The sequence below is a fragment of the Amycolatopsis sp. NPDC052450 genome (genome assembly GCF_044547565.1).
Lineage (GTDB): Bacteria > Actinomycetota > Actinomycetes > Mycobacteriales > Pseudonocardiaceae > Amycolatopsis.
Window position 1 is genome coordinate 112,600 of sequence record NZ_JBIUAQ010000001.1, and the last position, 14,119, is coordinate 126,718.

Here is a 14,119-nt window from a genome sequence, read left to right on the forward strand (position 1 = left end):
TCACTCACAAGGCTTTTCCTTGTGCGATAACGCCTTCTTCCGGTTATTTCCAGATCATCCACAGGTTGTCCACAGGCTTCCTTTGTGGACGGTCCAGCGCGAAAAAGATCACCTCTTAGTGCGGTCACTCCGCCATGCCGAGTTGATCTTGTGATGCGAAGGTGATCTTGGGCGCTCCGGAAAGGAAGGCCATGGGAGAGCTGCTCCGTGCTTTCGGCGCGATGATCCCGTTGACGATCACCGCGATCCCGTACGCGTTACTCGGCTGGCCGCTGCTGGCGGCGCATCGACGACGGCGAAGACAAGCCGACCGTTTCTGCGCGTCGGCGACGGCCGCCGTCGACATGACGCTCGCGTTGGGCTGTTTCCTCGTGTTGTGCCTGGTCACGATGCCGGTGACCGGCGCGCAGGGCAGCAGGCTCAGCCTCGAACCCGGCACCGACCTTCGTCTCGTCCTCAGCGACAGCGCCAATCTCTGGCAGGCGCTGGGCAACGTTCTCATGCTGAGCCCGCTCGGCGCGCTGTTTCCGGTGCGTTCCCGCCGCTTGCGTTCACTGTTCCGGATCGCGCTGGGCGCGCTGGCCGTCTCGGTGCTGGTGGAGGGCACGCAGTATCTGATCCAGGCCGGCCGGGTGACCTCCATCGACGACATCCTGCTGAACACGCTGGGCGCCGTGGCCGGTGCCGCACTGAGCAGACGTCTGTGGCAACGCCTGGACGTCCGGCCGCCGGTGAAGATCCCGGTGCAGATGCGGCGGATCTGCGATGCCCCCGTCCGGCTGCGGGTCCCGAGATCGGTGTGGGACGAGCGGTATTCGAGCATCGCGCATCCGCGGCGGAGATAAAGGGTTTGACCGTCGTGCGAGAGTGATCGCGAAAGCCCTACGTACCGAGCAGTGTCATTTCAAGAAAGAGGGATGCCTCATGCCTGACGCCTTCGGTGGCGTCGGCACGAGCTAGCCGGCGCACCTGCCAGCTCCACACGCACGCGGGTCCTCCCGTGCGTCTCTTTCTTCTGCCCGAAAGGCTTTCCACCAGTGCTTTCCGAGACGATTCGTGCTTTGCAGTCCTACATTCGCCTCACCGCGGCGAAGTTCCGGGAGACCGAGCGGATCGGGCCGTTCCTGGCCACGTACTACCTCGAGGCCGACAGCCCTTTCCTCAACTACGCGATCCCCGATGACGGCGCCGTCCCCACCGAGGACGACGTCGCCGCACTCACCGAGGCGTTCCGTAAGCGCGGACTCGTGCCGCGTCTGGAATTCCTCACCGAAGCGGTTCCGGCCGCGGAGGCCGTGCTCGTCGAGTGCGGTTACACGCTGGAGCGGCGGGTGCCGCTGATGCTCTGCTCCCCGGGGCAGGTCGTCGGACAACCGGAACCGGCCGGGATCAGCCTGGTCACCCCGAAAACCGAGGGCGAACTCCGGCAGATGATCCGCGCCCAGAACGTGGCGTTCGGGGAGGAAGATCCCGATCAGCACCTCGACCCGTCACCGGATCAGCTGAGCGGCGAGACCCTGTCGGTGATGGCCGTCGGCGAAACCGGCGAGGTCGTCGGTGGCGGGGTCGCGACCCCGATCCTCGACGGCGCGACCGAGATCGCCGGGATCGGGGTGATCGAGGGGTGCCGGAGCCGCGGGATCGCCGCGGCGATGACGGAGTACCTGACGCGTGAAGCCCACGCGCGCGGTGGCCGGTCGGTGTTCCTGACGCCGGGTGCCGGGCAGGCGGAGCGCGTCTACGGCCGGGTCGGTTTCAAGACCGCGGCCGAGTGCGTGCATCTGTCAGTCGTCTGAGCCTGTCATTCTTCGGAAAAGCGGCCTCGGCGTGACTTCTTGACCTCGCCGCGGCGTTTCTTCGACGCCAGGCGGCGTTCCTTCGAACCTCGGGAAGGTTTGGTGGGACGCCGCTTGGCGGCCGGGGGCGCCGACGCGTCCCGCAGCAGCATCACCAGCCGGGCGCGTGCGGCTTCCCGGTTCATCAGCTGGGAGCGGTGTTCGGACGCGGTGATCGTGACGACGCCGTCGACCAGGCGCGACGAAAGCCGGTCCAGCATCCGGGCCCGGAGATGTTCCGGGACCGAAGCCGAACCGGCCACGTCGAAGGACAGTTCGACCCGCGAGTCCGTGGTGTTCACGCCCTGCCCACCCGGACCCGACGACCGGGAGAACCGTTCGCTCAATTCGGCACCCGGGATCACGAACCGGGTGCCGACCACCACGTCATCAGCCACGGGTCCAGTGTTCCACCCGGACCAAGAGAATATTCAGAAGCGCGGGTGGTCACCGGAAAGCACGGCGCGGGGGCCGTCCGGGTCTTCCGCGGGCTGCACGTCGCCGAGGATCCACGCCGGCACGTGCCGCGCGGTCAGCATCGCCAGCGCCCGGTCGACGTCGTCGGCGCCGACGATCGCGACCATGCCGACGCCCATGTTGAACGTCTTCTCCAGTTCGGCGCGCTCGACCTTGCCGCGGTGGCCGATCAGCGCGAACACCGGCGCGGGGGTCCAGGTGCCGCGTTCGAGCCGCGCGACCAGGCCACGCGGCATGACGCGGGCGAGGTTCTGCTCCAGGCCGCCGCCGGTGATGTGCGCGAACGTGCGGACGTCGGCCTCGGCCGCCAGCGCGAGGCAGTCCTTCGCGTAGATCCTGGTCGGCTCCAGCATCTCCTCGCCGAGCGAGCGGCCGAACTCCTCGACGTGCCCGTCGAGCGGCATGCGCGCGATTTCCAGCAGCACGTGCCGGGCGAGCGAGTAGCCGTTGGAGTGCAGGCCGGACGAGCCGAGCGCGAGGACGACGTCACCGGGGCGGACCCGCTCCGGGCCGAGCACGTTCGCCGCCTCGACGACGCCGATGCCGGTGCCCGAGAGGTCGTAGTCGTGCTCGCCCATCAGGCCGGGGTGCTCCGCGGTCTCGCCGCCGAGCAGCGCGCAGCCCGCCTGGACACATCCTTCGGCGATGCCGCCGACCAGTGCCGCGATCTTTTCCGGCACGACCTTGCCGACGGCGATGTAGTCCTGCATGAACAGCGGCTCGGCGCCGGTGACGACCAGATCGTCGACGACCATCGCGACCAGGTCGATGCCGACCGTGTCGTGCTTGTCGAGCGCCTGCGCGACGGCGATCTTGGTGCCGACCCCGTCGGTCGACGAGGCGAGCACCGGCTCTTTCCACTTGTCCAGCTTCAGGGAGAACAGCCCGGCGAAACCGCCGACCCCGCCCATCACCTCGGGCCGCGTGGCCCTCTCGGCGTGCGGTTTGAGCAACTCGACGGCTTTGTCACCGGCGTCGATGCTGACGCCGGCGGCGGCGTACGTGGCGCTCGTGGACTCGCTCACGGAAGCGGACTCCAACTCTGGAAGAAAGGAAATCGGGCTAGGGACGCCGGATGGCGTCTTCAGCACCGTACCCGGCGGGGCTGACGGGCTTTGCCGCGCCATTGACCGAGTCCAGGCTCTCCAGCAGGTGCTTCCCGATCAGCGCGTCTTCGGGGAGCGCGATCGGGTACTCGCCGGAGAAGCACGCGGTGCACAACCGCGACTTCGGCTGCTCCGAAGCCGCGACCAGCCCGTCCAGGGAGATGTAACCCAAGGTGTCCGCGCCGATGGAGCGGCGGATGCCGTCGAGATCGACGCCGTTGGCCACCAGTTCGGCGCGCGAGGCGAAGTCGATCCCGTAGAAACACGGCCAGCGGACGGGCGGCGACGCGATGCGGACGTGCACCTCGAGCGCGCCCGCCTCCCGCAGCATGCGGACCAGCGCGCGCTGGGTGTTGCCGCGGACGATGGAGTCGTCGACCACGACGAGCCGCTTGCCGCGGATGACGTCGCGCAGCGGGTTCAGCTTCAAGCGGATGCCGAGCTGGCGGATGGTCTGCGACGGCTGGATGAAGGTGCGGCCGACGTAGGCGTTCTTCACCAGGCCGGTGCCGTAGGGGATGCCGGAGCCCTGCGCGTAGCCGATGGCGGCCGGGGTGCCGGATTCGGGCACCGGCATGACCAGATCGGCGTCGGCCGGATGCTCGGCGGCGAGTTTGCGGCCGATCTCGACGCGGGTGGCGTGCACGCTGCGGCCGGCGATCGAGGTGTCGGGGCGCGCGAGGTAGACGTACTCGAAGACGCAGCCCTTGGGCTCGGGGTTCGCGAACCGCGAGGAACGCAGGCCCTCCGCGTTGATCGCGATGAGCTCACCGGGTTCGACCTCACGCACGAACGACGCGCCGCAGATGTCGAGTGCGGCCGTCTCGCTCGCGACCACCCAGCCGCGTTCGAGCCTGCCGAGCACCAGCGGGTGCACGCCGTGCGGGTCGCGCGCGGCGTACAGGGTGGACTCGTCGGCGAAGACCAGGCAGAAGGCGCCCTTGAGGGTGGGCAGCAGTTCCAGCGCGGCGGCTTCGATGCCCTTGTCGGCGGCGTTGGCCGCGAGCAGCCCGCACACCAGGTCGGAGTCGCTGGACGAACCGGTCAGGCCCGCGTGCGGTTTGAGCCCGGCTTCGACCGTGCGATCCCGCAGTTCGGCGGTGTTGACCAGGTTCCCGTTGTGCGCGAAGGACAGGCCGCTGCCGGTGGCGGTGGTGCGGAAGATCGGCTGCGCGTTCTCCCAGATGGTCGCGCCGGTGGTCGAGTAGCGGCAGTGGCCGACGGCGATATGTCCTTGCAGCGACTGCAGGACCTGCTCGTCGAACACCTGGCTGACCAGGCCGAGATCCTTGAAGACGACGATCTGCGAACCGTCGGAGACCGAGATGCCGGCCGCCTCCTGGCCGCGGTGCTGAAGTGCGTAGAGCCCGTAGTAGGTCAGCTTCGCGACCTCTTCTCCGGGCGCCCAGACACCGAAGACGCCGCATTCCTCGCGGGGTTCCGGATCGGGCTGGTCGGTCACGGGCTGTCCGGCTACGGACGGGTCGGAAACCACCGAGGTGCTCCCAGGGAGAAGAGGGCAGGCCACCACCAGTCTAAACGGTGGGCCGGAGATCAACGCGCCGCGCGACGTGGCACTGGACACGCTTCGAGTGATGACCGTGAGTGACGAGCGGGTGTCAAGGCCCGGCACTCACGACCCCCGACCAGCCGACCGCTCCCCCTCGACAGAGGCGGTCGACTGTGCATAGGAGGCTGAAGCGAACTCGACAACGCGACCGGACTGGGGGTCCGGGGGCGTGCCCACGGGCGGGCCCGGGGTTGCACCCCGGAAAATCAGCCCGCGGCGAGCCATTTGGACGTGCCGCCGCGACCGGGGACCCAGCAGCCCTTGGCCGCGGTCTCCGGAAGGAACAGCGAGCCGGGAGTCCGCTCGTCCGGGAGCGCGAGCAGTGCCGTCAGCACCGTCGCCGCGTCGCCGGCGAACCGCCACAGCCAGACCGCGGGCTCGAGGATGTCCTCCTCGGTACCGGGCATGCGGGTCGCGACGACGTCGTCCTCGGCGTTGAGCCGGACCACGTCGACCACGTTGTCGTGGACTCGCACGCCGACCACGGCCATGACCTCGCCGTTCGCGTCGCACGGGTGCACGAACTGGTACCCGCGGTGGATCAGTTCCTGCAGACCGCTTTCGATGTCGGTGATTTCCGCGGTGATGGTGTCACCCGAGAACGTCATCGAATTCGCCGTCCTTGGCGCCCGCGAGGAACGCGGCCATCTCGGCCTGGGTGTAGATCAGGGCCGGCCCGGTCGGGAAACGCGAATTGCGCATCGCGATCTCGCCGGACGCGAGCGGTGCCACCTCGACGCAGTTGCCGATGGCGTTGCTGTAGCTGGCTTTGCGCCACTGGGCACTGGTAAGACGATCGGCCGGGATGCCGTTGTCGAACTGTTCAGCCATTGTCCCCACCTTCCCCGACAGAAGACTTCGGGCGATGCATCTGCATGTGCATTTGCCTGTGATCCCAAAGTTAGCACGTGTGACTGCAGCGGTAAATGCACGTGCAGAATTTTTTGCAGGATTCGCGCCCGGTGATGACTTAAGTCCTCAGCCGTCCCACTAACGCGTGACGAGCACCGCCCCGGATGGGTGGACAACTACCGTTTGTGACCGAACTTTCGGCCACAGGCAAGGAAACCCGGCCGTCACCGCGACGGCGGGAGAACACCACAACGGTGAGTGGCTCAGATTTCGGCGCGGCGCTTCATCAACATCTGGCGGCTGCGGTCCGGCGTCTCCGCGTCGACCGCGAGCATGTCCAGCGCCCGGCTGTACCGCTCGATCTCGTCGCGCTTGTCGATGTAGTGCGCGCCGGTCAGGTACTCGGTGTAGGCGATGTTCGGCAATTCCTCTTCGGCGAACCTGAGCAGCGAGAACGCGCTGTCGGCGGAGTAGCCGCTCCGGTCGTACGGGAGGACCTGCACCGAGATGTTCGGCTGCTGGATCATCTCCAGCAGGTGGTCGATCTGCGCCTTCAGCACCTCGCGGTCGCCGATCGGGCGGTAGAGCACCGACTCGTCGAGCACCAGCCACAACCGCGGCGCGTCCGGCCGGGACAACATCTTCTGCCGCCGCATCCGCAGCGCGACCCGGCGGTCGATCTGCTCGTTGACCATGTCCTTGCGGCCGTGGCTCATGATCGCCCGCGCGTAGTCCTCGGTCTGCAGCAGGCCCGTGACGTACAGCGGCTCCCACACCTGGATGCGGGCCGCGGCCTCTTCGAGTCCGACGAGGTCGTTGAACCAGCTCGGCATCAGGTCGCCGTAGCGGCGCCACCAACCCGGCTCGTTCGACTCCTTGACCATGTCGAGGAACTGCTGCCGCTCACCGGGATCGGTCATCCCGTACATGGTCAGCAGATCGGCGACGTCGCGTTCCTTGAAGCCGACGCGGCCGAGCTCGAGACGGCTGATCTTCGATTCGGAACCCCGGATGCTGTAGCCGGCCTCCTGACGCGTGATGCCCGCGTCCTCACGCATCCGCCGGAGCTGAGAGCCGAGGATCATCCGCCGCGCGGTGGGACCCAGGGACTGCTCACCGCCAGGCGGGGTGACCGCGTTCATCGACCGGGGACCTTTCGTAAGACGACACTCACAGGGGAACAAGCCGATTACTGAAAGTACACGTTTGGGCCTCGACACGACAGGGACGGCTCGGTTTACCGGTCGCGTACGTGGTTCTACTCTACGTAGAGCCCGAGACTTCCGACACAGTTTTGTGAGGTTCAAGATGCCCGACGCCCCGACCCGGACGGAACGAGTGCCCGTGGGTGTCGACCCGACCCGGGCCAGCATCGCCCGGGTGTACGACGCCTTCCTGCTCGGCAAGGACAACTACGAGATCGACCGGGAGGTGCTGCGCAAGGTCCAGCAGGCCGCCCCCGAGGCGCAGGACCTGGCGACCGAGAACCGCGGCTTCCTGATCCGCGCGTGCCGGTTCCTCGCCAGCCAGACGGGCATCACCCAGTTCCTCGACCTCGGATCCGGCCTCCCGACCGCCGAGAACACGCACCAGGTCGTGCAGCGGATCAACCCGGAGATCAAGGTCGTCTACGTCGACAACGACCCGGTCGTCCTCGCCCACGGGCGCGCGCTGCTCGAAGAGAACGAGAACACGCACTTCGTGTCGGACGACATCTTCGAACCGGAGCGGATCGTCGACAACCCGGACATCCGGCGGCACATCGACTTCACGCGGCCGATCGCGTTGCTGCAGCTCGGGACCCTGCACCACTACAACGGGCCGCACGACGAACCGGCCAAAATCATGAAGAAGTACATCGACGCGCTGCCGTCGGGTTCGTACGTGGCGATCTCGCACTTCTCCGACCCGCAGGACGAACTGTCCGAGACCGCGCGCAAGATGGAGGACTTCTTCATCCACAGCCCGATGGGCTCTGGCACCTTCCGCACGAAGGCCGAGATCGAGGAGCTGTTCCACGACCTCGAGATGGTCGAGCCGGGCGTCCAGCTGTGCGCCGACTGGTGGCCGGACGGCCCGCGGATCAAGGAGCTGAACACGGCTCAGCGGACGATCTCGGGCGGCATCGGCCGGAAGGCTTAAGCCCCTTGAGGCCCTCGCGGCCGCAATGAAAGGCCCCTTCATTGCAAATTTTGCAATGAAGGGGCCTTTCATTGCACGCGCGAGCCCGAGGTTCAGAGGCGCACGAGCGGCAGCCAGCGGGCCAGATCGGCCCTGCTCCCGGAGGCGGTGACCCGCCCCGATTCGACGGCGTCGGCCCAGCCGAGCAGCCCGGTCGCCAGTTCCAGCCACGTGCGCGGATCCGTTTCGACGACGTTCGGCGGCGTCCCGCGCGTATGGCGCAATCCTTCGACACACTGCACGGCCGCGAACGGCGGCACCCGCACTTCGACACTCTTCCCCGGGGCGTCCCCGGCCAGCGTCCGTAGGCTCAGCCGCACCGCCGCGGCCAGCTCCGGACGGGCCGGTTCCGGACCGGATCCGCTCAACCAAGGGGAAATCGCCGCGATCGCGGCACGTAACTCAGCGGGGTCGACCGAACGCGAAGAGGCCATGGGAGAACAGTAGAGTGAGCGCGAACAAACCTTTAGGCACCCGGAACGTGGGGATGGCGATGGCGCAGCGGGACGAGGCGGATCGGTTGGCGTCGAGCCCGGCGGGCAAGCGGAAACAGGCCAAGCCGAAGATCACCGAAGAGATGCGCGCCAACGCCAAGGCCAACCCGAACAGCTGGCTTTATGTCATCGACGAGGCCTTCGATCCCGACGGCCCGGTGCCGTCCTGGGCGGTCGTCGGCGCGTACCCGGTGAACGGCGCGGGTGAGATCGTCGAGGACTTCCACCCCAACGACCGCTACCGCCCCTCGCCGAAGGCGCTCGGCTTCCCGGAGCCGCGCAACGAACTCGAGCAGTTGCTCCAGCTGGTGCGCACGAACCACCGCCCGGCCGCCGATCTGCCCCGGGTCATCCTCGACTCGACGCTGTTCGTCTACGCGCTTTCCCCGGTGCAGCGCACGGTGATCGGCTTCCACAACACCGACGGCAAGGTGCTCGTGCCGGCGTACACGGCGAAGGCGCTGGTCCCGCGCGAATGGCCGCACGCCCGCGCGGTGCTGGGCCGGGACATGGTCCCGCTGCTCGCCGGGCACCCCGTGACGATCAATCCGCACGATCGGCTCACCGCGATCGTCCCCTCGGAGCACCTCGACAAAGCCCTTTCGGACGAGCGTCGCTGAGGCCCGATTAACCCACTCGGCCCAATTTTTTCGGGCTGCAAGCCACTCTTTCGGGTGATGTTCGAGTCGCTGATTCTCTTTCCGAGGGGGATCGTGGCGACGTGATGAGTCGCAGAGTGTGTTCAAAAGGCTGGGGGGCCGTCCTCGCGGCGGGGGTTCTGCTGCTCGCGCAGACCCCCGCCGTGGCACGTGAAAGCGGGCCCCGATACGACGGGGCGGAGGAGCACTACGCCGGTTCGCAGATCGCACTGCACGAGGGCGTCAATGTGTCGGTGGGGCCGCTGTACGGCGGCGAAGCGCAGACGCTCGGCCACGACGTCAGCGGACATCAGGGCGACGTCGACTGGCCCGGAGCCGCCAGGACCGGTGCGAAGTTCGTCTACGTGAAGGCGACCGAAGGCACCGGCTTCGTCAATCCGCGCTTTCCCCAGCAGTACAACGGTTCCTACGGCGTCGGCCTGGTCCGCGGCGCGTACCACTTCGCCCGTCCCGACATCTCGGACGGCGCCGCGCAGGCGCACTACTTCGTCGACCACGGCGGCGGCTGGTCGGGCGACGGCAAGACGCTGCCGGGCGCCCTCGACGTCGAGTACAACCCTTACGGCGAAACGTGTTACGGCAAGACGCCTGCTCAGATGGTCGCGTGGATGGCGTCGTTCGCGGAGGCCTATCTGTGGCGGACCGGGCGGCATCCGGCGATCTACACGTCGACGAGCTGGTGGAAGCGCTGCACCGGCAACAGCAACGCGTTCTGGCAGAACCCGTTGTGGCTCGCGCGCTACAACACGGAGATCGGCGAGCTGCCCGCGAGCTGGAAACACCAGACCATCTGGCAGTTCTCGAACAAGGGCAGCCTGCCCGGCGACCAGAACTGGTTCAACGGCACGGTCGACCGGGTGCGCGCGCTGGCCACCGGCTGAGTGATCACGCGGGTGGGTGTTACAAGATCACATAACCCGACCTAATTGGAAATGAAAATCACCCACGCGTAGTACCAATTTCACGGAAGTTAGTGACAAACCCGGCACTCATCGTCAACAATCGTGCCCGGACGGCTACCACCTGCAAGGTCGCCGTCCTCAGCGAGGGTTATCCGTGAAGGGATTGTCGTAATGCGCACTTCCCGAAGAATCACCATCGCCGTCGGTTCCGCGCTGCTCCTGCTCGGCAGCACGGTCCAGGCGTCGGCCGCCCCGTCCCCCGAGATCATGTCGATCGAACAGGATCTCCAGCAGAACGACCACACGATCGGATCGCAGATCCGGCGAGTGGAAGGCGACACCTCCACCCCGGAGTCGAAGGCCAAGGCCGCGCAGCCGCAGCCCGAGGCCGGGGTGCTCGCGACCGTCGCGGGCATGGACGTGGCCAGCTACCAGAAGAACGTCGACTGGGCCTACTGGTGGGGTCAGGGCAAACGCTTCGTGTGGACGAAGGCCACCGAAGGCACGAGCTACAAGAACCCGTACTTCGCCCAGCAGTACAACGGTTCCTACAGCCAGGGCTTCATCCGCGGCGCGTACCACTTCGCCCTGCCGAACGTCTCCGGCGGTGCGGCGCAGGCGGACTTCTTCATCAACAACGGCGGCGGCTGGTCGAAGGACGGCAAGACCCTGCCGGGCGCGCTGGACATGGAGTACAACCCGTACGGCGCCACCTGCTACGGCTTGAGCCAGGCTTCCATGGGGGCATGGATCCGCGCGTTCCACGACCGGTACAAGGCGCGCACCGGCCGCTGGCCCGTCATCTACACCTCGACCAGCTGGTGGAGCACCTGCGTCGGCACTTCGCAGAACTTCGGTGGCACCGTCCCGCTGTGGATCGCGCGGTACGCGTCCACCGTGGGCACGCTGCCGTACGGCTGGAGCTTCTACACCGTGTGGCAGTACACCTCCAGCCCGCTCGACCAGAACACCTTCAACGGCGCGTACGACCGTTTGCAGGCACTCGCCAACGGCTGAGCTGCGCATTCCGTGAAAAGGCGGCTCCCGGCCTCGGCCGGGAGCCGTTTTTTCCGGCGAGGTACCTTCCGAGCAGAAATCCCTGGCATGGGCGGATCCGGAACCAGCGCTGACCGCCGGTCGTCTGATCTCCAGCCTCAGGCCCCAGTACGGAAGGCGAGACCGATGACCTACCCACCCCAGCCAGGCCAGCCCTACGGCCAGGACCCCCAGGGACAGCAACCGCAGCCGGGTGGCTGGGACCAGACCCAGCAGTACGGTCAGCCTCAGCAGTACGGGCAGCAGCAGGGCTGGGACCAGACGCAGCAGTACCAGCAGCAGCCCCAGCAGGGCTGGGACCCGAACCAGCAGTACCAGCAGCAGGGCTGGGACCCGAACCAGCAGGGTTACCCGCAGGGCCAAGGCGGCCCGCCGCCGCAGAAGAGCAAGACCGGACTGATCATCGGGATCGTGATCGGCGTGGTCGTGCTGATCGCCTTCGGTGTCACCGGCTTCGTCGCGCCGGGCTTCCTGCTCGGCAAGGACGACGGGAACAACACCGCCGCGCCGCCCGCGTCGTCGTCCGAGAACGCGCCGACCTCCGCGCCGAAGAGCAGCCCGAAGTCGAGCACGACCAGGACCCCGAGGAGCTCGGAGAACGGTGGCGGGGCCGGCGATCCTCAGGGCGTCCAGGTCATCACGGACTTCCTCGCCAAGATCTCCAGCGGCGACAAGACCGGCGCGGTCGCCCTCGCCTGTGAAAACCGGCGGGCGAACATGGGCAGCATGATCGACCTCTTCCTGCCGCCGGGCTCCACGGCCGAGGTCAAGAAGACCCAGGGCACCAGCAGCATCGTCATGGCCGAGATCACCGGAACGGTCGAGGGTGCCGACGCCAAGGGCACCGTGATCGCGCAGAGCCAATCGGGCAGCGCCTACTGCGTCTCTTCCCTGCTGGTCTCCAAGGTCCGATGAAGCGGTTGCTCCGCTCCCCGCTGCTCTGGACGTTCGTCGTCTCGCTCGTCCTGCTGCTCGCGGTCGGCGGCTGGTTGCTGACGGATCCGGCGACCAGCCGCAGCGAGGCGCTGAAGACCGGCGGCATCGCCGGAGGCGCCATCGTCGCGCTGTACGCGTTGTGGCTCAACGACAGGCGGCGCCGGGTCGAGGAGCGGCGGCAGGAAGTCGAGCGACAGCGGCAAGAACTCGAACTGCGGCGGGCCGACCAGGACCGCGACCGGATCTCGGACGAACGGTTCGCGAAGGCCGTCGAACTGCTCGGGCACGAGGCCGACCAGGTACGGGTCGGGGCCTTGCACGCGTTGGCCGGGCTGGCTCGCGGCCGCGAGATCTACAAGCAGACCGTGCTGGACATCCTGTGCTCGTACCTGCGGCGGCCGTTCGACCATCCGCGGTACGACGAAGAGAAGGCGAAACGCCCCGGGAACAAGCTGCCCGCACCTGGCAAAGCGGAGCAGGAGCAAGAGCTCCAGGTGCGGCAGACCGCCCAGCGGCTCATCGGCGAACTGCTCCCGGCCGCGGATTCCGAGGGCACGCCGGGGTACGACCTCGACCTGACCGGCGCGGTCCTGGAGTACTTCGACCTGTCGGAGCGGAAGATCGGCAAGCTGCTGCTCCGCTACGGCGGTCTGTACAGCAGCACCAATCTGTCCGGCTGTGTGTTCCTCGGGCCGGTGTATCTGACCGGCGCGGGAACGGCCGCGAAGAAGCTGATCGGCTTCTTCCGGTGCAATGACGCCAAATTCGAACAGCGCGCGTGGTTCAGCGGGGTCCAGTTCTCCGAGGACGCCGAGTTCCGCGGCACCGTGTTCGCGGGCGAGACGTCCTTCAAGGACAGCGTCTTCGCCAAGGACGTGGTCTTCGCCGGCTCCCGGTTCAAGGGGACGCTGGATCTGCACCGGGCCCGGTTCCAAGGCTTCGCGGATCTGAGTTTCCGCGAGCCGCCCGGCACGGTCGAGCTGCGCAACACGACGGTGGAACCCGCGAGGGACCACGCACTCCCGGACGGCTGGGCCGTCGAGACCCTGCCGGACGGCCGTGCCCGGCTCACGGTGAAGGACCGATGAAGCGCCTGCTCAAGTCACCCTTGTTGTGGACGTTGCTGTCCTCGGTCGTGGTGCTCGTCGGGGTCACCGCCTGGCTGCTCACGGATCGCGCGACCAGCCGCGGCGACGCGCTCAAGACCGGCGCCCTCGCCGGCGGGGCGATCGCCGCGCTCTACGGGCTCTGGCTCAACGACCGGCGAAGGCGGACCGAAGAGGACAGGCACGAGATCGAGCGCAGCCGGATCTCCGACGAGCGCTTCGCCAAGTCGATCGAACTGCTGGGCAACGAGGCCGATCAGGTCCGGGTCGGTGCGATGCATTCGCTCGCGGGACTGGCCAGGACGCGTCCGGAGTACCGGCAGACGGTGCTCGACGTGCTGTGCGCCTACTTGCGGCGGCCGTTCGAACATCCGAGTTTCGACGTCGCGGCGGGCAAGAAAATCGACTGGAGCGACGAAGACCGGGCAGCCGCGGAACGCGAACGGCTGGTCCGGCGCGCGGCCGAACGGCTGATCCGCGACATCCTCCCCCACGCCGGGACCACCGGGCCGACGCTTTCGCTCAACCTCAGCGACGCGCGGCTCGACAAGCTGGGACTGCTCGGCAGGCGGGTCGGCTGGTTCGGCGCGGACCGCTGCGAGGTGCTGACCTATATCGACCTCACCGACACCCAGCTGTCCGGGAAGTTCCTGCTCGAGAACGCGACGATCCACGGCAAGTTCGAGGTCACCAGGGCGAGCTTCGAACGCAAGGTGTCGCTGGACAACACGGTCGTCGAGACGTCTGTCGACTTGAGCGTGGCGGCCTTCGCGGAGCCTCCGTCGCTTGAGGGCGCGAAGTTCGGGGCGGGTTCAGAGATGTCGTGAGTGGTAAGTGTCGTTAGAACGACACTTACCACACACCACCCCCCCCCCCCAACCGGCCCCAAAAATACGTGGGAAAGTGCCGGGACCGGGCGCGGCCCACTCACCCCCAGCGAGTCCC

The 14,119-nt window shown here is 67.5% G+C and carries 16 protein-coding genes; 9 read left to right on the plus strand and 7 right to left on the minus strand.

The genetic code is table 11. The features are described from left to right. The first annotated feature begins 191 nt into the window (after nucleotides 1-191). Nucleotides 192-845 (plus strand): VanZ family protein, encoded by a 654-nt coding sequence (locus ACIHAO_RS00595; protein ID WP_396554091.1) that lies wholly within the window; start codon nucleotides 192-194, stop codon nucleotides 843-845. Between the two features lie 192 nt (nucleotides 846-1,037). Continuing rightward, nucleotides 1,038-1,796, plus strand: coding sequence for a GNAT family N-acetyltransferase (locus tag ACIHAO_RS00600; protein ID WP_396554092.1), 759 nt, complete (start codon nucleotides 1,038-1,040; stop codon nucleotides 1,794-1,796). 5 nt (nucleotides 1,797-1,801) lie between these two features. Here the strand turns inward: ACIHAO_RS00600 and arfB are convergent, their stop codons facing one another. The 6 genes from arfB to ACIHAO_RS00630 form a co-directional block, all read right to left on the minus strand. Then, on the minus strand, nucleotides 1,802-2,233 hold the full coding sequence (gene arfB, locus ACIHAO_RS00605) for an alternative ribosome rescue aminoacyl-tRNA hydrolase ArfB (protein WP_396554093.1): 432 nt from the start codon (nucleotides 2,231-2,233) through the stop codon (nucleotides 1,802-1,804). A 33-nt stretch (nucleotides 2,234-2,266) separates the two neighbouring features. Continuing rightward, nucleotides 2,267-3,337 carry a phosphoribosylformylglycinamidine cyclo-ligase gene (gene purM / locus ACIHAO_RS00610; RefSeq protein WP_125784879.1) on the minus strand — a complete coding sequence of 357 codons (1,071 nt, stop codon included), beginning with the start codon at nucleotides 3,335-3,337 and terminating at the stop codon, nucleotides 2,267-2,269. 37 nt (nucleotides 3,338-3,374) lie between these two features. Further along, complete coding sequence (gene purF, locus ACIHAO_RS00615) at nucleotides 3,375-4,913, minus strand: amidophosphoribosyltransferase (RefSeq protein ID WP_396554094.1); 1,539 nt, start codon at nucleotides 4,911-4,913, stop codon at nucleotides 3,375-3,377. Nucleotides 4,914-5,194: 281 nt separating this feature from the next. Continuing rightward, nucleotides 5,195-5,596, minus strand: coding sequence for a hypothetical protein (locus ACIHAO_RS00620; protein WP_396554095.1), 402 nt, complete (start codon nucleotides 5,594-5,596; stop codon nucleotides 5,195-5,197). Beyond that, nucleotides 5,580-5,819 (minus strand): DUF397 domain-containing protein, encoded by a 240-nt coding sequence (locus ACIHAO_RS00625; RefSeq protein ID WP_396554096.1) that lies wholly within the window; start codon nucleotides 5,817-5,819, stop codon nucleotides 5,580-5,582. The genes ACIHAO_RS00620 and ACIHAO_RS00625 overlap by 17 nt, the downstream gene beginning before the upstream one ends. A gap of 284 nt (nucleotides 5,820-6,103) precedes the next feature. After that, nucleotides 6,104-6,982, minus strand: coding sequence for a helix-turn-helix transcriptional regulator (locus ACIHAO_RS00630; RefSeq protein WP_125790998.1), 879 nt, complete (start codon nucleotides 6,980-6,982; stop codon nucleotides 6,104-6,106). A 202-nt stretch (nucleotides 6,983-7,184) separates the two neighbouring features. Between ACIHAO_RS00630 and ACIHAO_RS00635 the strand changes: the two genes are divergently transcribed. Beyond that, nucleotides 7,185-7,982: an SAM-dependent methyltransferase gene (locus ACIHAO_RS00635; protein WP_396554097.1), complete on the plus strand. Its 798-nt coding sequence runs from the start codon at nucleotides 7,185-7,187 to the stop codon at nucleotides 7,980-7,982. 92 nt (nucleotides 7,983-8,074) lie between these two features. On the opposite strand, the gene ACIHAO_RS00640 is transcribed toward ACIHAO_RS00635, so the two are convergent. Continuing rightward, on the minus strand, nucleotides 8,075-8,455 hold the full coding sequence (locus ACIHAO_RS00640; RefSeq protein WP_034312575.1) for a sterol carrier family protein: 381 nt from the start codon (nucleotides 8,453-8,455) through the stop codon (nucleotides 8,075-8,077). Between the two features lie 53 nt (nucleotides 8,456-8,508). Between ACIHAO_RS00640 and ACIHAO_RS00645 the strand changes: the two genes are divergently transcribed. The 6 genes from ACIHAO_RS00645 to ACIHAO_RS00670 all read left to right on the plus strand — a co-directional run bounded on the left by ACIHAO_RS00645 (nucleotide 8,509) and on the right by ACIHAO_RS00670 (nucleotide 14,001). After that, nucleotides 8,509-9,135: a type VII secretion system-associated protein gene (locus tag ACIHAO_RS00645; RefSeq protein ID WP_396554766.1), complete on the plus strand. Its 627-nt coding sequence runs from the start codon at nucleotides 8,509-8,511 to the stop codon at nucleotides 9,133-9,135. Nucleotides 9,136-9,239: 104 nt separating this feature from the next. Continuing rightward, entirely contained in the window at nucleotides 9,240-10,055 is an 816-nt protein-coding gene (locus tag ACIHAO_RS00650; RefSeq protein ID WP_396554098.1) for a lysozyme, read from the plus strand. A gap of 192 nt (nucleotides 10,056-10,247) precedes the next feature. Then, nucleotides 10,248-11,093 (plus strand): lysozyme, encoded by an 846-nt coding sequence (locus tag ACIHAO_RS00655; protein ID WP_396554099.1) that lies wholly within the window; start codon nucleotides 10,248-10,250, stop codon nucleotides 11,091-11,093. Between the two features lie 165 nt (nucleotides 11,094-11,258). Then, nucleotides 11,259-12,047 carry a Twin-arginine translocation protein TatA gene (locus ACIHAO_RS00660; protein WP_396554100.1) on the plus strand — a complete coding sequence of 263 codons (789 nt, stop codon included), beginning with the start codon at nucleotides 11,259-11,261 and terminating at the stop codon, nucleotides 12,045-12,047. After that, nucleotides 12,044-13,156 carry a pentapeptide repeat-containing protein gene (locus ACIHAO_RS00665; protein ID WP_396554101.1) on the plus strand — a complete coding sequence of 371 codons (1,113 nt, stop codon included), beginning with the start codon at nucleotides 12,044-12,046 and terminating at the stop codon, nucleotides 13,154-13,156. Before ACIHAO_RS00660 ends, ACIHAO_RS00665 begins: the two co-directional genes overlap by 4 nt. Next, nucleotides 13,153-14,001: a hypothetical protein gene (locus tag ACIHAO_RS00670; protein WP_396554102.1), complete on the plus strand. Its 849-nt coding sequence runs from the start codon at nucleotides 13,153-13,155 to the stop codon at nucleotides 13,999-14,001. The genes ACIHAO_RS00665 and ACIHAO_RS00670 overlap by 4 nt, the downstream gene beginning before the upstream one ends. Nucleotides 14,002-14,119 lie beyond the last annotated feature (118 nt).